Annotated in this window: 16 protein-coding genes; 14 read left to right on the forward strand and 2 right to left on the reverse strand. The window is 45.9% G+C overall.

Translation table 11 applies throughout. The annotated features are described in order from the left end of the window. The first annotated feature begins 225 nt into the window (after nucleotides 1–225). Nucleotides 226–939 carry a YetF domain-containing protein gene (locus MHI01_RS25430; protein WP_445744932.1) on the forward strand — a complete coding sequence of 238 codons (714 nt, stop codon included), beginning with the start codon at nucleotides 226–228 and terminating at the stop codon, nucleotides 937–939. A 3-nt stretch (nucleotides 940–942) separates the two neighbouring features. Here the strand turns inward: MHI01_RS25430 and spoVB are convergent, their stop codons facing one another. After that, nucleotides 943–2,565: a stage V sporulation protein B gene (gene spoVB, locus MHI01_RS25435; RefSeq protein WP_340984369.1), complete on the reverse strand. Its 1,623-nt coding sequence runs from the start codon at nucleotides 2,563–2,565 to the stop codon at nucleotides 943–945. Between the two features lie 227 nt (nucleotides 2,566–2,792). Between spoVB and MHI01_RS25440 the strand changes: the two genes are divergently transcribed. The 6 genes from MHI01_RS25440 (at nucleotide 2,793) to MHI01_RS25465 (ending at nucleotide 9,304) form a co-directional block, all read left to right on the forward strand. Continuing rightward, entirely contained in the window at nucleotides 2,793–3,032 is a 240-nt protein-coding gene (locus MHI01_RS25440; RefSeq protein WP_036617497.1) for a post-transcriptional regulator, read from the forward strand. A gap of 91 nt (nucleotides 3,033–3,123) precedes the next feature. Further along, a complete protein-coding gene (gene secD, locus MHI01_RS25445) occupies nucleotides 3,124–4,374 on the forward strand; it encodes a protein translocase subunit SecD (RefSeq protein ID WP_340984371.1) in 1,251 nt (416 codons plus the stop codon). Beyond that, nucleotides 4,364–5,272 (forward strand): protein translocase subunit SecF, encoded by a 909-nt coding sequence (secF, locus tag MHI01_RS25450; RefSeq protein WP_127551044.1) that lies wholly within the window; start codon nucleotides 4,364–4,366, stop codon nucleotides 5,270–5,272. Before secD ends, secF begins: the two co-directional genes overlap by 11 nt. A 73-nt stretch (nucleotides 5,273–5,345) precedes the next feature. Continuing rightward, nucleotides 5,346–6,305 carry a cation diffusion facilitator family transporter gene (locus tag MHI01_RS25455; protein ID WP_340984372.1) on the forward strand — a complete coding sequence of 320 codons (960 nt, stop codon included), beginning with the start codon at nucleotides 5,346–5,348 and terminating at the stop codon, nucleotides 6,303–6,305. A 40-nt stretch (nucleotides 6,306–6,345) separates the two neighbouring features. After that, nucleotides 6,346–8,754: a single-stranded-DNA-specific exonuclease RecJ gene (gene recJ / locus MHI01_RS25460; RefSeq protein ID WP_127551048.1), complete on the forward strand. Its 2,409-nt coding sequence runs from the start codon at nucleotides 6,346–6,348 to the stop codon at nucleotides 8,752–8,754. Between the two features lie 37 nt (nucleotides 8,755–8,791). Beyond that, nucleotides 8,792–9,304, forward strand: coding sequence for an adenine phosphoribosyltransferase (locus tag MHI01_RS25465; protein ID WP_017686780.1), 513 nt, complete (start codon nucleotides 8,792–8,794; stop codon nucleotides 9,302–9,304). A gap of 153 nt (nucleotides 9,305–9,457) precedes the next feature. Here MHI01_RS25465 and uraA read toward each other — a convergent pair whose 3' ends face one another. After that, nucleotides 9,458–10,774: a uracil permease gene (gene uraA / locus MHI01_RS25470; protein WP_076320347.1), complete on the reverse strand. Its 1,317-nt coding sequence runs from the start codon at nucleotides 10,772–10,774 to the stop codon at nucleotides 9,458–9,460. A gap of 373 nt (nucleotides 10,775–11,147) precedes the next feature. On the opposite strand from uraA, the gene MHI01_RS25475 reads away from it, so the two are divergent. From MHI01_RS25475 to hisS, 7 genes are all read left to right on the forward strand, one after another. After that, nucleotides 11,148–13,325 carry a RelA/SpoT family protein gene (locus MHI01_RS25475; RefSeq protein ID WP_211082497.1) on the forward strand — a complete coding sequence of 726 codons (2,178 nt, stop codon included), beginning with the start codon at nucleotides 11,148–11,150 and terminating at the stop codon, nucleotides 13,323–13,325. A gap of 12 nt (nucleotides 13,326–13,337) precedes the next feature. After that, entirely contained in the window at nucleotides 13,338–13,799 is a 462-nt protein-coding gene (dtd, locus tag MHI01_RS25480) for a D-aminoacyl-tRNA deacylase (RefSeq protein ID WP_127551050.1), read from the forward strand. Between the two features lie 76 nt (nucleotides 13,800–13,875). Next, nucleotides 13,876–14,043: a hypothetical protein gene (locus MHI01_RS25485; protein WP_017686784.1), complete on the forward strand. Its 168-nt coding sequence runs from the start codon at nucleotides 13,876–13,878 to the stop codon at nucleotides 14,041–14,043. A 266-nt stretch (nucleotides 14,044–14,309) separates the two neighbouring features. Next, complete coding sequence (locus MHI01_RS25490) at nucleotides 14,310–14,816, forward strand: type 1 glutamine amidotransferase domain-containing protein (RefSeq protein WP_036616900.1); 507 nt, start codon at nucleotides 14,310–14,312, stop codon at nucleotides 14,814–14,816. Between the two features lie 104 nt (nucleotides 14,817–14,920). Further along, nucleotides 14,921–15,367 carry a hypothetical protein gene (locus MHI01_RS25495; RefSeq protein ID WP_036616903.1) on the forward strand — a complete coding sequence of 149 codons (447 nt, stop codon included), beginning with the start codon at nucleotides 14,921–14,923 and terminating at the stop codon, nucleotides 15,365–15,367. Between the two features lie 631 nt (nucleotides 15,368–15,998). Next, nucleotides 15,999–17,267: an SEC-C metal-binding domain-containing protein gene (locus MHI01_RS25500; protein WP_339284032.1), complete on the forward strand. Its 1,269-nt coding sequence runs from the start codon at nucleotides 15,999–16,001 to the stop codon at nucleotides 17,265–17,267. An 822-nt stretch (nucleotides 17,268–18,089) separates the two neighbouring features. Further along, nucleotides 18,090–19,343, forward strand: a complete 1,254-nt coding sequence (gene hisS, locus MHI01_RS25505; protein WP_036674544.1) for a histidine--tRNA ligase — start codon at nucleotides 18,090–18,092, stop codon at nucleotides 19,341–19,343. Nucleotides 19,344–19,498: the final 155 nt, after the last annotated feature.

Raw genomic sequence — 19,498 nt, forward strand, 5'->3', positions numbered from 1 at the left:
GCAACCCCCTTGTACAAGTTATAAGTTAATACAGTGTATGGTCAAGCCTTCGGACTTATGAACTGTTTTCCATTAAATGAACAGATTATTTCTGCATGAGCATGTAAGGTTCAGGTCAAAATAGGGATTGCATTACCCAGCTAACTGTTAAAAACTCAGTTTCGAAGGAGGACCCCTGTTGTGAACTTCCCAGATGTCGGATCACATATCTTTCGAACCATTCTCATGTACTTTCTGGTGTACTGCGCAATGAGGGTTATGGGTAAACGTGAGATTGGTAAGCTATCCATGTTTGATCTTGTCGTGTCCATTATGCTTGCTGAAATGGCTGCTTTTGTCATTGAAGATATTGATAAACCGCTCTCTCACGGGATTGCCCCCATGCTTACCTTGATCATTGTACAGATCGGAATGGCCTTTATAGGCCTTAAAAGTCGGCGTCTTCGCCTGATAATTGATGGCAAACCTACTGTTTTGATCTCCAAAGGCGTTCTTCACCGGGATGAGATGCGGAAGCAACGATATAATCTGGATGATCTATTACAACAACTCCGTGAACAGAATGTAGATAGTATCGGTGAGGTTGATTTCGCTATTTTGGAGACCACAGGCAAGCTGACCGTTTTTCCCAAGGATGAAAATACTTCTAACGACAGCAGTTCTTCCGGCTCTGATTCAGAAGGGGCTTCTTCCGGTAAATCCAAAACAGAGAAAAATCAGATTGACGGATTTCCAAATATTAAATATGAAGGTCTGCCACTACCCTTAATTATGGACGGAAAGGTCCAGGATCAGAATCTGGAGATCATTCAGAAAACGAGATTTTGGCTGAAAAATCAAATTCAACAGAACGGAATTATGGATTTCAAAGATGTATTTATATGCTCCATTGACCACAATGGGAAGATATATGTCAGTCCAAAAGATGATAAAAAATGAAAATCATTTGCCTGAGCGGCGCTTGAACCATAAACCAATTAAAGGAGCACGGGACAGATCATGAAAGTCAATCATTTTGGTCCAGCCCATGACGATGAAATACACGATAAGCCCGACAAAAGGAGCGAGAAGCATCCTCACCCAAAAAGGCAATATCATGGCAGTCTCTTCGTATACGAGTAGGGTCGCTGCTCCCATGATAAACATTCCTGCACCCGTCTTGACCCAATCCATCATTCTGAAGCGGAACTGTAGCAGGCTACGTACACTTTGGGCATGTAACAGGGTAACTACCGTAGAATTCACACAGATGGCGATGACTGCACCGAAGATGCCATATTCAGGCCGGGAAGCAAGCGTTAAAATCAACGTGATTTTGATAACAGCACCGATAAACGTATTCAGCAATGCTTTACCCGGACGGTCAAGAGCTTGTAGTGCAGCTTGAAGAGGAGCTTGAATATAGATGAACAAAGCAAAGGGAGCCATTAGCTTCAGCATGCTTCCGATCGATGCATCATTATACAGAACAAGACACATCGGTTCGGCAAGCACATACATAAACACGGAAAACGGAGCACCTGTCACAAGTGCCAAGCGTAATGCCTGATGCATTCTTTTGTGAATCAGTGCGCGATCTCCCTGAGCAGAAGCTTCGGACAGTGAAGGCACAAGTGATGTCGCGAGCGATGAGGTTAGTGCCCCCGGCAGCAGCAACAAAGGAATAATCATACCTTGTAATGCACCATATTGTGCTGTAGCGAGCCCTTTGGATATGCCTGCCAGAGCCAGACTCTGGGCAGTAACGATGGTTTCGGCCAGATAGGATAAGGAGCCAACCAATCGGCCTGCTGTAACAGGAATAGAGATTGCAAGCAAACGCCGGATTAATCCCGGCTGTGGAGTACCTGTTTCTTTCAGAACTGAAGGTATTGGGTTTAAAGGTTTGGCTGTGAGATTGGACATGTTCTGTTGGTTAGCGAGCGGTAACTCTTTCTTCTGCCTGTTATACTTCCACAAGAGTACAAGCATACCGCCGAATTCTCCAACAAGCGCTCCCAGCATGGCACCAGCAGCAGCTTGGGCAATACCGTGGGGGAGGAGAAGCCAGGCAAACCAAATGACACAGACGATACGAATGATGGTTTCAACAATGGATGAAATGGCAGTAGGCATCATGTTTTGCTTACCTTGGAAATACCCTCTGTAGACAGCAGATACGGCGATAATGGCAATCATGGGGCTCATACTAACAAACGTATGGTATACCCGCTCATCTGTGAGCACGTACTTGGTAACCCAGGGTGCAAATAGGATGCATAAAAACATGAATACTACACCCAAGGTCAACGTAAAGCTTAAGCTTACTTGCAGGATTCGCTGGGGGGAATAACGATTGGCACCGGTATCAGCTTCGGCTACGAGCTTGGCTACGGCGAGCGGAATACCACCCGTAATTAATGTCACCAGTACGATAAAAAAGGGATAGCTCAATTGGTAGATGCCAACACCTTCTGCACCGATGACTCGTGGCAGCGCAATGCGCGGGATGAAACCAAGTATTCGATTAATTATGCCTGCCGCGAGCAGGATCATGGCCCCCTGGATAAATGTCTGTTTCTTCAAGACTACCCCTCTTTCCCGGTTGAAAGTACAGGCTATCAACATAAACGGGACAAAGCCGTTGTTCTTCATCCTATGCTAGTCCTTTATCTTCTCATGACAACTTGGACACGATTAACAAAAAGAACCATATTCAGCAAGAAGGAATATGATCAGGCGAAGTCGAATCATGTAATATTGATGCCGCATAAAGGCTTGGATGTACGAAGGGAGGCTCCCCGTTGGAAGAAATGAATGATGTGGAGTTGGAACAGTCAATAGAGATGCTCTGCCGTAGCAAAGCGGAGGAATTAAGGCTTGTCGGTTACGAATATGTCACCAGCAAAGATGTCTGGAATTGCGTCAGTCATAAATATGAAAAACAGGGCATTCCACCGCTTCACCAGCTGGTGAACGACATTTTGTCACTGAAAGCAACAAGCTTTATGAACTTTATGACCGTGTCTGCATACCGGGGGTCCTCTTTCTAGACGAAAGGGATCTTTTTTGTTGAAAATTGACTGCTTTTTACGGCATCGCTATAATAGGAATATTGAGAACGAAAGGGGATCTAGGAACGGCATGAAAAGAATTATCAGTTTCATTCTGGTCGTGCTTGTCACCACAGGGGTAATGGTGGGAACAAGCCCGGAACTGCTCAAAAATATACGCTTGGGCCTTGATTTAAAGGGAGGCTACGAGATCTTATATGAAGCAGAGCCGCTCGAAGCAGGTCAACAAGTCACCAAAGCATCTTTGGTGCAAACGGCCAAAAGTCTTGAAAGCCGCGCCAATGCGCTCGGAACAAGCGAACCGGAGGTAACCACTGAAGGAAGCAACCGGATTCGATTGAAGTTGGCAGGGGTTACGGATGAGGCTGAAGTTAGAGCCAAAATGAAAGAACCGGCTGTTTTGACCTTCCGTAGTAAAGCTGAGAACGACAAGGAAGGCGAATACACCAAAATTGAGCTTCGCGGAAATGAATTTGTTGAAAATGCAGCCAAAGTTGTGTTCACTCAATTGAATGAGCCGATGATTGACATTCAAGTGAAAGACAAAGCCAAATTTTCCGAGATTACCAAACGTTTGATCGGACAACCTCTCGCTATTTATTTGGACGATGAGCTGTTATCTGCTCCAACCGTTAGACAACAGTTGACAGATGGTTCCGCTCAGATTTCGGGTGCTTACACACGTGACGAAGCAAACCAGCTTCGTGACACCATTAACCTGGGTGCATTGCCACTGAAACTTACAGAGAAGTATTCACAAAGTGTTGGTGCAACACTTGGTAAGCTTTCTCTGGACCAGACCATTAAAGCGGGATTGATTGGTTCCGTTATAATTCTAGTGTTCATGATTGGGCTTTATCGCATTCCTGGTATTATCGCGAGTTTTGCCTTGATCACACATACGTGGCTGGTGCTTGCAATCTTCTATTTAGGAGAATTTGTGCTTACCCTTCCAGGTATTGCGGCGTTTATCCTGGGTATAGGGATGGCGGTCGATGCCAATATCATCACGTACGAACGGATTAAAGAAGAGATGCGAAGTGGTAAGTCGATTTTGTCATCGGTTAAAGCGGGGAGCAAACATTCCTTCCGTACAATCATTGACTCCAATGTCACTACCATTATTGCGGCCGCTGTTATGTTCTTCCTGGGTACAGGTGCGGTTAAAGGTTTTGCACTCGTGCTGATCTTTGATATTGTCACCAGTATCATCACGAATATTTTCTTCTCCCGCTTCCTGTTGACCCTGCTCGTACGGGCTAACGTGTTGAAGAAGCCTAAGTACTTCGGAGTGAAGGAGAGTGAAATTCGTGCGCTTTAATTGGAATTTTGATTATGTTAAAGGTAGTAAGATTGCCTATATCTTCTCGATTATTCTTACGATTACGGGGATTATCAGCATTCTGGCTTTGGGTTTGAATTATGCGGTTGATTTCCGTGCTGGATCGAATGTGGATATTTCGGTATCCAAAGCAATCACAGCGGAGCAGATTAAACCTATCGTTAAGGACATCGGTGTTGATGAGGGTGATGTTACCATTACACCGGGGGCTGACCGTGTAAATGTTCGTTTCTCCAATGAACTGGATGAGACCCAAGAGAGCAAATTTAAACAGGAATTTAGCAAACTGGATGCATCGGCTTCCTATGAAGTAAATACCGTTGATCCAGAGATGGCCAAAGAATTGGAGCGCAACGCGATCTACGCGGTACTCATTGCAAGTATCGGGATCATGATCTATGTTGCGATCCGGTTTGAGTGGCGCTTTGGTTTGGCTGCGGTTATCGCACTCTTCCATGATGCATTTGTTGTAATAAGTGTGTTCTCCATCTTCCGTTTGGAAGTCGATCTGACCTTTATTACTGCAGTATTGACTATTGTCGGGTTCTCGATCAACGATACGATCGTTATCTTTGACCGGATTCGTGAGAATCTGCGTTTTGCCAAAAAGACAACCAAAGCCGACTTGCGTGAGGTAGTCAATCGCAGTTTGGCTCAAACGATGACACGTTCCCTGAATACAACATTCACCGTGTTTGCAGCTTCAATCTGTTTGTTCATATTTGGTGGAGAATCCATTCGCATGTTCTCGCTTGCGATGGTTATCGGAACACTGTTTGGTGCATATTCTTCAATCTATATCGCCGCTCCACTATGGCTGATGCTCAAAGGTAAACAAGTGGATAAGCCAAAAACAGTAGCTAAAGAATCTAACTAAACATCTTATTGTGAAGCCGCGTCTGCCAGGCGCGGTTTTGCAACTTTATGTACAGAATTAAGGGGGAATATTCATGACCAGAGAACATATCCCATCTGTTCAGGCTGCCACATGGAGCGGTATTGCCGGTAATATGGGACTTGCGGTGATCAAAGCGGGAGTCGGTTATATGGCAAACAGCAAATCATTGCTCGCTGACGGCTTGTATTCTGCTTCTGAAGCTGGTTCTGCCCTGGCTGGTCTCTTTCCCTCCAAGTCTGTACGCGATAAGAGCAAGGCTCGCAGGGGACGGTTTAAAGAACATTCACGTGTTGCTAGACCCGGAATCTCAGTATTGTTATCTGTGCTGATTCTCATGGGTGGATTACAGCTTGCCATCTCCGCATTGGGCAGTCTCTCCGGAAGTGAACCGGAAGCACCCGGCAAGTCGGTACTTTTGGTGGCTGTTGCGGCTCTGGCTGTGAAAGAAGCGATTTTTCAATTTCAGTACAGATATTTCCGTAAACGAAACCAGTCTCAGGCGCTGGCCTATGCACAGCAACATCGCCGTGCACTCTATTGCTCGCTCACCGTGTTAATCGGCATTATAGGATCGATGGCTGGTGAAGAGACGGGTTTGAGCATGCTACTCTACCTGGACCCCACGGCTGCGTTGATTGCATCCTGTTTTGTGCTTCACAAGGGTTACCGAATGATTGTGGACACGGTATATGGTTCACTCGTTCAGGAACTGGAGCAGGAAGAAGCGTCAGATTTCAAAGAGACCGTACAGCGGGTATATGGCATCATTACCATTGAGCATTTGGTTGCACGTGAACAGGAACACGACGTTACGATTGAGCTGGTCATTAGTGTGAACCCGAGAATCTCAATACTGGAAGCACAGGAGATTGCTAATCGGGCCAAGACTCTACTGCTCACCCGTTTCAGTCATGTGAAAGAAGTACAGATTCAAGCGATACCTTATGATCCAGGTTATCCCTATAAATCCAATCATGAACTGCCCGATCACGAAGCGACATTAATTCAGTAGTGAAGCGCGGGTCCAGTAGATCAGGAAAGGAGCGTTATCATTGCTTTATTCGCAATACCGGTGGAATACACCGAATATCGATTTGGAGGCGGCTGCGGGACTCTCGCAGGCGCTTTCCGTTTCACCCCTTGTTGGACGTTTGCTTGTGAGTCGAGGAGTGCACAATGAGAAGGAGGCCGAACGTTTTTTGCATCCTGACCTGAATCAGATGCATGATCCCTATCTGCTCCTCGGCATGAATGAGGCTGTGCCACGTATCAAGCTGGCATTGGAGCGGGAAGAACATATTTTGATCTACGGGGATTATGACGCTGATGGCGTATCCAGCACATCGCTCATGATCCATTTGATGCGTCATCTTGGGGCTTCGTACGATATATATATCCCTCATCGCTCGAATGAAGGGTATGGATTGCACAACCATGCATTGGATTGGGCCCATCAACAAGGCGTTTCATTGATTATTACCGTGGACACCGGAATCAGTGCTGTTGAACAGATTGCCTATGCGGCCACGCTGGGCATCGAAGTCATTGTGACAGATCACCACGAGCCGCCTGAAATTTTGCCCGCAGCCTTTACACTTATTAATCCGAAACTTCCAGGATGCCCGTATCCTTTTAAAGGTTTGGCAGGAGCGGGAGTAGCCTTGAAGCTCGCTCAGGCATTAATCGGGGAAGTGCCCGGTGAATGGATGGAGATTGCCGCCATCGGCACCGTTGCCGATCTGATGCCTTTGGAAGGGGAGAACCGGGTTATCGTTAGTTATGGAATAGAATCGATGCGTGGTTCACGTCTTCCCGGTGTAAGTGCATTGCTGGAAATCAGTGGGGTGGATCAGAGTCAGGTGACTTCAATTAATATTGCCTTTGCCATGGCCCCTCGTATTAATGCCAGTGGACGTTTGGATCATGCCGGGAGAGCGGTATCGCTTCTCACCACCGAGAATCTGGATGAAGCTCATACGCTTGCGGGCCAGCTTGATCTATTGAATCGGGAGCGGCAGCAAGTCGTAGAGGGCATATTACAAGAAGCAACTGCACAGTTGGAACAAAAGATACAGCTTCGTTCAGGATCCGTTCCAGATGTAATCGTATTGGCTGGTGAGGGCTGGAACGTTGGAGTGGTTGGTATTGTGGCTTCCAAATTGCTGGAGCGTTATTACCGACCTACACTTATCCTTGGGATCGATCCAGAGAGCGGTGTCTGCAAGGGCTCTGCGCGCTCCATTGAGGGCTTGGATATCTATCAGGCACTCACAGTCAATAAACACACTATGGACCATTACGGGGGACACCCTGCTGCAGCAGGGATGACCTTGCATCGGGAACAGTTGGAAGAACTTGAGGCTGGTTTGAATGAGTTTGCTGCATCTGTATTAACTGAAGAGGACTTTGTACCTCAACGTCTTGCGGATGATGAATGCAGAATCAGTGATGTTCCGCTGAAAGTGATCCAGGAGATCGACAGATTGCAGCCTTTTGGAATGAGCAATCCTTCGCCACGGTTTGTATTGAGAAGTGTGACTGTGAAGGAAACCAGAACGATGGGACGAGAGAAACGCCATCTGAAACTGGTTCTGGAACAGGATGGTCAGCAACTGGAAACTGTCGCTTTTGGCAAGGGAGCGTTAGCAGAGTTTCTTCTCCCAGGTTCCGTTATTGATGTGATGGGAGAACTGTCCATCAATGAATGGAATGGGATGAGAAAACCTCAATTGATGCTTCAGGACATTCATGTTCCTCAGGTCCAAGTGTTTGATTTGCGCGGTAATGCCGAGCCATTAAATGCGATGAAACATTTCTTGAGCTCACTTGAGGTGCATCTGCGATATAAATCTGGTTCTGTTGGTGCTATTGTTCGGAAAGAAACAGATGTTTCCGAGGGAAATTCATTGTATGAACCTTGCCTTTGGGTATATGATAGAAAGGTCGGGTTATTTCCGTGTAATGCTGCTGCACAGCATTATGGACAGGAACAAGTCCGGACGTTATTTGTGTTTGATACGCCGGAAACCCCGGAACAACTTAATGCCATGCTGGCTTTGTTCAGTGGAGCTGAGAATATCATCCTTCTGCACGGATCAGGCAACCGCCGAGATCGCCTTCAGATGCCTTCCAGAGAACTCTTTAAGCGTATTTATATGCAGGTGTTGAAATGGAAAGCTGAACCCGTGGAGGAACAAGAGATTACTCCTGTGCTCAGTCGTCAGTGTGGTTGTTCGCCGCGCATGATTACGATGATGTTGGATGTATTCGAAGAGTTATCCTTCATTACACGTGATAACGGCAAAATTGCGTTTGTGGATAACCCGCCTAAGCGTGAACTAACCGCTTCACGTCACTATCAGGCGCTCGAAAACATGGCCGAGATAGAACAGGTGATGCTGGATGCAGCCACACCGCAACTGACACAATGGATGATATCCCGGATGAAGGGCGTATCTTAGATGGAAGTTTGTGTATTTATTTTAGGAGGAGATTATTTTGGATTTTAAAGATTATATTCGTGTCATTCCTGACTTTCCACAACCGGGAATCAGCTTTAAGGACATTACAACATTGTTGAAGGATGGAGAAATGTACCGCAATGCGATCAATGAACTGAAAGTGATGGTTTCTGATCTCAAAATTGACGTTATTGCTGGACCTGAAGCACGTGGTTTCGTTGTGGGCGCCCCTCTGGCATACGCTCTTGGTGTCGGTTTTGCTCCGATTCGCAAAAGTGGAAAACTGCCTGGAGAGACGATTGAAGTTGGTTATGATCTCGAGTATGGCAAGGATACACTCGCGATGCACACAGATGCGATTGAAAAAGGTCAAAATGTCCTGATCGCAGATGATCTGCTCGCAACGGGTGGAACGATTGCAACTTCCATCAACTTGATTGAACAATTGGGTGGGAAAGTTGTCGGAGCTGCCTTCCTGATTGAGCTGTCTGATCTAAATGGTCGTGCCAAATTGCCAGAAATCGATGTATTCACATTGATGAATTATTAAGCTGAAATCTCCACATGTACCGCTGTGATGAAACATGAATTGTTTTTTCCGTTTCCCGGGAAATAATATACAGCATTAATGATTATCAAAAAGCCTGTTCTTCCAACCGTAAGGTTAGGGAGAACAGGCTTTTTGATGTGTATATGATGGAAGTTAATCGGGCGTTTTTTCAGTGATAGGCTGTTTACGTGAATCGTCATTCAACCAACCCAGCACTTCAAACAGTTTGAACAACAAGCTCATCAGGATTCCGACGATGGTTGCCAATGCCATCCCTTTCAGATGAACGCCATAGAAGGTAACTTCTGTACCACTCAGTCCAATGACCAATACAAGTGTAGTAAGCAGCAGATTGGTCGGTTTGGCAAAATCGACTTTCTGTTCAACCAAAATACGCAGACCAGATGCTGCAATAACCCCGAACAGAAGCAGGGATACGCCACCCATAACTGGCACAGGAATATTGGCTACAAGCGCCGAGAATGTTCCTGAGAAGGAGAGTACGATTGCAATGACTGCTGCGCCACCAATGACATATGTGGAGTATACGCGAGTCAGGGCCATTACACCGATGTTCTCACCATAGGTTGTATTGGGAGTAGATCCTACAAACCCGGACAGAATGGTGGAGACCCCATTACCAAGCAGGGAACGATGAAGCCCAGGGTCTTTCGAAAGATCTTTGCCTACAATGCTGCTCGTTACAAGCAAATGTCCAATATGTTCAACGATAACCACAAGCGCTACAGGTAAAATGGTGAAAATAACGGACCAGTCAAATGTAGGCGTTGTTACGGTTGGTAGTGAGATGAAATCAGCATTTCCAATAGCCTGTTTATCAACCAGACCCATAGAATAGCCGAGGATATAACCGACTACAATACCGATTAGAATATGAATGATTTTGGGGAATCCACGGAACGTTACGGCCCCAATGACAGTGATACCAAGCGTGGCCATGGATAAAATAATGGGTTTGGCCTGCGGCACCCAGTTCGGGTTGGCAACAGGATCAGAGTTAATCAGACCTGCCATACCGGCAGCCACGGGTACAAGCTCCAGACCGATCAGAGCAACGATGGCGCCCATAACCGCTGGTGGGAAGACTACGTTAATCCATCCGGTACCCGCAAATTTAATAATGAGGGCCACGAAACAGAAAACAAGTCCTGTTATGATAAAAGCTCCAAGTGCCATGGAGTAGCCATTCTCAGGATGTTGTTTTAATACCATTGTGACAGGTGCAATAAAGGCAAAGCTTGATCCGAGATATGCTGGAATCTTTCCTTTACACATCAGTATGTACAACAATGTTCCAATTCCGTTCATCAGCAGGATCATACTTGGATCAACACCGAACAGGTTTGGTACAAGTACTGTGCTACCAAACATGGCGAACAAATGCTGAAGGCTAAGCAGTGAACCTGAGCCAAGTGGCATCTTTTGATTAACCTGAATTTCGCGTTGCAATGAATTTCATCTCCTTTTCCGAAACACAAACTTTCAATAGATTACAGAGTTTCTCTTAATTAATCAATAACATTTTTGACGTAGCAAAGCGATGGAATTTATATTTTCATGAATTTTCCTTCTATTTCAGCAAATAACGGCAATAATACATAAGAAATAAGAAATACATCCAATCCCCTGTGAGTCATAGGGAAACGAGATAGAAGTAATTCAGATCACCAATATAAAAATTGGATAAGCGCTCTTATTTGTCAGCAGTTGACGGGAAACGGGCGAAGCGTCATAATTATAGGAAATTACTTTTACGGGGAACCTGTGTTGCAGCACTGTCACGGGTTCCATTTGGTATAGAAAGGACACGGAACAGATCAGAATGGGCATAGAGCAATTACTCGAGAAGGCCGGGGCATATATCAAAGAACCCGATCTGGTGCGCATACGAGAAGCTTACGAATTTGCTGATCAGGCCCACCATGGACAGACGCGAAAATCGGGAGAACCGTATATTCTGCATCCGCTTGCGGTTGCCGACATTGTTGTGAACATGCAGATGGACACCATCTCCATAATAGCAGCGCTTCTTCATGATGTAGTAGAGGATACTACGGTCTCACTTGAAGAGATCCGCAATCATTTCGGCAATACGTGTGCCATGCTTGTTGACGGCTTGACGAAGCTGGAACGTATTCAGTTTCGCTCCAAGGAAGAACAGCAGAACGAGAACTACCGCAAAATGTTCATCGCCATGGCGCAGGACATCCGTGTCATCGTGATTAAATTGGCTGACCGTCTGCATAATATGCGGACACTCAAGTTTCAGTCGGAAGAAAGCCAGCGCCGGATTTCATATGAGACGCTGGAAATTTTCTGTCCGATTGCAAACCGTTTGGGTATCTCTGCAATCAAATGGGAAATGGAGGACATCGCCCTCCGTTATTTGAATCCGCAGCAGTATTACCGAATTGCTAACCTAATGCACAAAAAACGTGCGGAACGGGAGCAATATATTGATACGGTTATGGATGGAATTACGAACAAGCTCGATGAGATGGGAATTCAGGCAGACCTTTCGGGCCGCCCGAAACATATCTACAGCGTGTTCAAGAAAATGACCACCAAAAACAAGCAGTTTAACGAAATTTATGATCTGCTTGCCATTCGTATTATTGTGGATAATATCAAGGATTGTTATGCTACCTTGGGAATTATACACACGCTATGGAAACCGATGCCTGGACGCTTCAAAGACTACATTGCGATGCCAAAGGCGAATATGTATCAATCGCTGCATACAACGGTAGTTGGCCCCAATGGCGAACCAACGGAAGTACAGATCCGGACATGGGATATGCACCGGACTGCTGAATTTGGTATTGCTGCCCACTGGGCCTACAAAGAAGGCGCTGCGAACGGAAATCATTTTGAAGACAAGATTACGTTCTTCCGTGAAATTCTTGAACTTCAAAACGAAGCACAGGATGCATCAGAATTCGTAGAGTCACTCAAAATGGATTTCTTCTCGGATCTGGTATTTGTATTTACGCCAAAAGGAGAAGTCATCGAATTGCCAATCGGCTCTGTTCCTTTGGATTTTGCTTACCGAATCCATACGGAGGTTGGTAATCGGACCATTGGTGCCAAAGTGAACGGTCGGATTGTTCCGCTCGATTATCATCTGAAGACAGGTGATATCATCGAAATTTTGACGTCCAAACATTCTTACGGGCCGAGCCAGGACTGGATGAAAATTGCGAAATCTTCTCATGCACGAGCGAAGATCAAGCAATGGTTCAAGAAGGAACGCCGTGAAGAAAACGTTGAAAAAGGTCGGGAGAGCTGTGAGCGTGAACTGAAACGCATGGGGCTTGATCCTTCTATGTGGATGACGGATGACAAGTTGATGGAAGCTGCCAAAAAATATGCATTTAACGATATTGATGACATGCTTGCGGCTGTTGGATTCGGTGGGATTACTGCTGCACAGATTGTAACCAAAGCAACCGAAAAACTGCGTAAAGAGCAGGAAGAGTCCAGTTTGCTGGAATTAAATTCCGAGATGCGCGAGCTGAAACCTGCGCCTGAGCGCAGAAATCGTCCAACCAACGGTATTCGTGTTAAAGGCATCGATAATCTGCTTGTTCGATTCGCACGATGCTGTAATCCTGTACCTGGGGATGACATTATCGGATATGTTACACGTGGACGCGGCGTTTCCGTACACCGTAGTGACTGTCCGAATATCCCGACAAGTGCAGACGGTGAAGAAGCAGCACGTGTTATTGAGGTCGAGTGGGAAGAGAATATCGAAGCAAGTTACAGTGTGGATATTGAGATTACAGGCCATGATCGGAATGGCTTGCTCAACGAGGTACTTCAGGCTGTATCTGAAAGTAAAACCAATATATCTGCCGTTACAGGACGGACAGATAAAAATAAATTAGCATTGGTGCACGTCACAATTCTGATTCGTAATACGGATCATCTGCAATCCGTTGTAGAACGGATCAAACGTGTGAAAGATGTCTATTCGGTGCATCGGATTATGCAGTAAGGAGCCTGTAAGATGAGGGTGCTTGTACAACGTTGTAAAGAGGCTCAGGTGACTGTGGGAGACGAGCTGACAGGTAAGATCGAATCCGGATTAATGCTACTCGTGGGCATTACCCATGAGGACACCGAGAAGGATGCCCAGTATCTGGCTGACAAAGTTAGTGGGTTGCGGATATTTGAGGATGATCAGGAGAAGATGAATCTCAGTCTGCTTGATGTAGGCGGTGCTGTATTGTCTGTTTCCCAGTTCACCCTGTACGGAGATTGTCGCAAAGGAAAGCGTCCGAGCTTTGCGGCTGCGGCCCGACCTGAAGCGGCAGAACTGTTATATGAAACGTTTAATCAACTGCTACGGGATAAAGGTATCCAGGTTGAAACCGGGCGTTTCGGAGCGATGATGGATGTAACATTTACCAACTGGGGACCCGTGACTTTGATGCTTGAAAGTCCGGTTCGTCAGGAACCACGTGCATAATTCCATGGGGTTCAGGCCATAATAAGGGATAATTCGTTGATGACCATTTCATGATCAAAGGAGTATCCATCCAATTATGCGCCAATCTGCGAAAGAAACACGTACCCGTTCAGAACCTTTGTTACTCCCTGGCAACCTGTATGAATCATTGCACCTTGCCCGTTCGGCTGCTGAGTATGTTGCAACGATCTGGGCACTTCAGGATTCGGACAAAGGGAAGCAGAGTCATCTTCCGCGATCTTGAATGTCTACACAGGGATATAAACATACGATATTTGGATTATACAGATTTTGAAAAAGTCCTGATTCCTTCCCGAATCAGGACTTTTTGTCGTGAGTTGATCTTTTTAACTATTCGTTTGAAGACTTCGTTACAAAATGAAATTACATTGAATTGTTATAAATTGCTCTGGTGAGGGTAATAACAAAACGAGGCACAACGAAGTGCCAATGTACTGCAAGACCCGATTTTATAAAGAAAGTTCGAACACGGAAAGGAGAACATACGTTATGAGTAAAGTTGCTTTTTTATTGGCGAATGACTTTGAAGATTCGGAGATGCAGGTCCCGTATGACGAAGTAAAAAAAGCTGGACATGAAGTGGAGATTATCGGATTAAAAGCCGGTGAGACCCTTAAAGGTAAAGGAGGAAAGGCCTCCTATACCACAGATAAGGCGATTGGTGATGCATCCGCTTCAGATTATGATGCAGTCGTGATTCCTGGTGGATCATCCCCTGAGAATTTGCGAAGTGATGCGCACATTTTGAAGTTTGTCACTGAGATCAACAGTGCGAAGAAACCAATTGCTGCGATCTGTCATGGTCCGCAAATTTTGGCTAGTGCCGGTCTGTTGAAAGGCCGTACCATTACATCCTATCCACCACTTAAGGATGATATGGTAAACGCAGGAGCAGAGTTCAAGGATCATGAGGCCGTTGTGGATGGAAACTATATTACATCCCGAACACCTGAAGATGAGCCAGCGTTTGTACGTGAACTGCTAAAAGTTATATAACTTCAGTTAGTGCAACTGACATATATTGATGTGTCTTAACTACGTTACATCGTGGGGTTACGAAACTTCACGTTGCATTTCATTCCGAAAAAGGAGGGTTTGACATGACAAAACATATTCAGGCGTATTTTCGAACCGAGGACGAGGCAGAGGGAGCAAGAACTTCACTTCAGACGTTCCGTACAGAGCATTTGGAAGTAGGTCAACTGGACAGTGCGGTAGGTAGAGACACGCGTGTTATGGTGCCACTGGTGCCTTATAATACAGCAGGTGGCGTAGGCACCAACGGAGCAATGGGTGTAGGTGCAGCCCCTGGTGTTCCAGCTAGCGAAAATGTGATCCCTGTAGTAGCCAATGTGGACCGTGATGCAGAACGGGATACTCGTGACAGAGTGAATGAGGATGGAGACCTGCTGAATGCTGCAGATGTGTCTTCGGCCGATTATGATGATCTGCATTATGTTCTGTCTGCCAAAGTAAGAGATGAAGATTATGACGAGATTGTTCATAAGCTTCGTTCCAACCATGCCTATGTGGAAGATTTGAATTAACGTGTAGATACTTCTTGGCCCTTGCACTGCTCGACCACACAGTCGAGTGATGTGCAAGGGCTTTTTAATCAGGAGGATATTAAAAAGCTAATTTATAAAGCGCTATCATTTTTGTAATATTACTGTAATATTAGATACATAAGCCTTTAACATAGTGGGCTTATAATAACACACATGACCCCCTTTTTTTATATATCCTTTGAGCCTGCACACCGTGTGCAGGCTATTTTTTTTGAGCTGAGAATATGTATGTTTTGGGCAGAGCTTACCCCTTTATTCAATTTTTGCTAGAATAGAGAGATGGGTTTATATATTCTACAGCGAATTGTTTTCATAGTTGGGCTACATTGGACGGTAAATCTAGCTCCAGCGATTGGGTTCAGACGAATCCAATCCTATGACAGAGAGTATGAGGAACTCATCGCCAGAGTGATCCGTCATATTCCAGATGAACATATACTCGCTGAAACGGCCCCACCTTTTTTATATAAGTACGGGGCAACCGTTTCTGCTTGATTGATGGAATTTGAAAGTTATATAGAATGCCTCGTTTGAGAATTGACACCTACAATGCTAAAGCAACAGAGTTCTCATGCGAATGGCTAGAGACAGATTTAAGGGGGAATTAGTTTTGAGTAAGGTTGGAAGAAATGATTTATGCCCATGCGGTAGTGGGAAAAAATATAAGAAATGTTGTCTGAACAAGGAGTCCTCTGCAGTAGAATCCATACTGGGGATAATATCAACGGAGCAACCGGTTCGGGAAGCCTCCATGCAGCCTGAGAGCAAACTGACCTTGACCAAGCTGAAAAAGATGGTGGCAAGCGATTTGAAATGGGAGCACCCGGCTCACGAACAGCTGGCCCTGCAGACTATTGAGAACATGAGGAGCCAATACGAGCCCGAGGTAATTTTGGAAGCTCTGGTGTTATGGAACGGCTACTCCCGTCAGACCCGCCCTACTGTGAAGAAGACAGGCTCGTTCTCTGCTGCAATTGAGTATTTGCTGTCCGAGGAATACGGCTTCCATGTCTCAAAGGCTGAGCTGGCTGATAAATATGAGGTAACAACAGGCACGATCTCCCGGAAGGTTAAGGAGATGAATAGTTACATCGAAGAATACGGCATGGGCGGTGAAACGGACGAGCTATTGATGCTGAACGGTCCAGGCACATCGAAAGACAAAGCACAGGCTCTGCTGTCTAAGGCGAGGGAAGCGAGCTCTTCCAAACGGAGAGTACATCTGGCGGAAACAGCGCTGGAGATGTATCCCGACAGCTCTGATGCATATCTTATTCTAGCTGAGGAATCGGACAATGAGAATGATGCACGATCTTACCTCAAGGAAGGAATCGCTGCTGGCAAACGTGAACTGGGCGAACTGTTCTTTGAGGAGAACAAAGGGGACTTCTGGGGGCTTCATGAGACTCGTCCCTATATCCGGATATGCAAAAGTTATGCCGAATCCTGCTGGTTTGGTGGAGATACGAAAGAAGCAGCACAGATCCTGGAGCATATGCTAGAGCTTAATACGGAAGACAATACCGGAGCACGTTACCTGCTCGCTGCTGTGTATTTGTACAGCAACCAATTGGATCAGGCAGAGCAATTGCTGGAGGAGTATGGAAGAGGTGACGCCGCAACGGCCTTTGCCTATGACAAGATCATTCTGGAGTATAAGAAAAACGGAATCACCTCCCAGCTCAAAATGCTGTACCGTGTAGCCCGGGGTGTGAACAAACATGTGCCTGATTACCTGTTGGGTTTAAAGCGGTTGCCGCATAACCTCCCTGATTTTGTCGGCATGGGCGACTCCGACGAAGCGATTGAATATGTCATTATGCATTCCCGTTTATGGGCGAGCGCGCCGGATCTGTTGAAGTGGATGCTGCAACAATAGAGGAATTAGAAGCGAATAGAAGTTGGAATTCATATGATGAATCCAGCTTCTATTATCCGTGATTTCTGTGACTTCCCCATCCGGTGTAGCCTGTGAGCAAAATTTTTTAGAGCTATCTTTTCGTGTTAACCCTTGACTTTAGCACTGCGGTTCATTACAATCAGAAAATAATACGTTGACTATAGTCAATACAAGTCGATTTTTGAACTATATTACTGATTTGATGACGGGACCAAGTACTCCGTGCCCACATGACCAGAGAGGAATCCCAAGGCTGTAAGGATTCTCTTGATGAGCGGACGAATGACTTCCCCGAGAACAGACGGCGAACACAGCAGAGATGATCTGGTGACCAGTAGCTGGCCTGCGCAGGACGTGCGTTACACGTAGAGCGGAATATCTGCTTGATCAGGGTGCTGTATGCAATCTTGAATCATCAGAGATCACCTGAACGGCTAAAGTGTCAGGTTTCCGGAATGTGGGTGGTACCACGGGTGAATGTATATTACACAATCTCTCGTCCCTTTGTTTGCTGTATATACAGCGACAGGGCGAGGGATTTTTTTGTTATATAAGTTGATTTAAAAGAAATACACGAAAACGGAGATTGTAGAACCAAGCTGTAGAAGCGAAGCGTTCGCCTAAAAGCTTTCTGAAAGAAAGCTGCATCGGAAGCATATGCTATCACCAGATTTCCACATTATAAAATTAATTCAAAAAATCTGGGGATAACAGCGATTGTAAGGTTGTTCTGCCCGCGCAGTGATCACGTGTAGAATTTTTTAACTTTTAGAGAAAAAAATCAATGCTGGAGGGATCAAGATGGCTTTTCAAAAACCGACTGGAACGCAGGACTTACTGCCTGGAGTTGTCGAGAAATGGCAGTACGTAGAAGAAAAAGCACGAGATCTGTGTCGACGGTTTAATTACCGTGAGATTCGTACACCGATCTTCGAACAGACTTCTTTATTTGTACGCGGTGTAGGAGAGACTACCGATATCGTTGAAAAAGAAATGTATACCTTTGATGACAAAGGAAATCGTAGCATGACTCTTCGTCCGGAGGGAACAGCGGGTGTTGTCCGTGCGTATGTAGAGAATAAAATCTACGGTGAACCGGATGTGAGCAAGCTCTATTACATCGGTCCGATGTTCCGGTATGAGCGTCCCCAGGCAGGTCGTCAGCGTCAATTTCACCAGTTTGGTGTAGAAGCCATCGGTGCGCTGGACCCTGCGATTGATGCCGAAGTAATCGCACTAGGTTACCAGTTGTGCGTCGAGCTCGGCTTGAAGGATGTCAAAGTGGAGATCAACTCCGTTGGTAACTCAACCAGCCGTGCAGAATACCGCGAGACGTTACTTGGGTTCCTCAGACCGATGAAAGACAGCCTGTGCAAGGACTGCCAGTCCCGCATGGAGCGTAATCCGCTGCGTGTACTCGACTGTAAAGTCGATCAGGACAAATTCGTTGGGGCACCGTCCATACTGGATAGCCTGGATGAAGAGTCTTTGAATCACTTTGCCAAGCTGCAGGCATACCTGGATGATTTCGGTGTGGATTATGCTGTGAACAATCGTCTGGTACGGGGCTTGGATTATTACACACTGACTGCTTTTGAATTAAAAGCCCAAGGTATTGGAGCAATTGATACCGTTGGCGGCGGTGGTCGATACAATGGTCTCGTTGGAGATATCGGTGGACCTGATCAGCCGGGTATCGGCTTCGGTATTGGTCTGGAGCGTATTCAACTGATTCTGGAGCACCAAAATATTGAGGTCACTACGCTGGCTCCACTGGATGTGTACTTTGTTGCTCTGGGAGAGGCAGCTGATCGTGAAGTGAACCGTCTGTTGTTCAAACTTCGTCAGTCTGGACTGTCTGGGGAACGTGATTATCTGGGTCGCAAGATGAAAGCACAGATGAAATCAGCTGACCGTTTCAAATCCCGCTACACTGCCATCCTTGGTGATGACGAGCTGGAGCGTGGTGAGATCGCCCTCAAATCAATGGATACGGGTGAGCAACAAACCGTGAAACTTGATGACCTGGTAGCGACAATTCGCGAAGGTAAATAAGCACGAAGTGTTACATTAAGATCAAAACTTTCGAGTAAAACAATTGATCCGGCAAAAGTACTGAGGTTCACCGACGATTCCAATTAAGCGGAAGTTGGCGAGCCAGAGGTAACATGCCTTTTCGAATACATGGTCTACACGTAACCGGACTGTTG

This window comes from Paenibacillus sp. FSL M7-0656, from assembly GCF_038003225.1.
Taxonomy (GTDB): Bacteria; Bacillota; Bacilli; order Paenibacillales; family Paenibacillaceae; genus Paenibacillus; species Paenibacillus amylolyticus.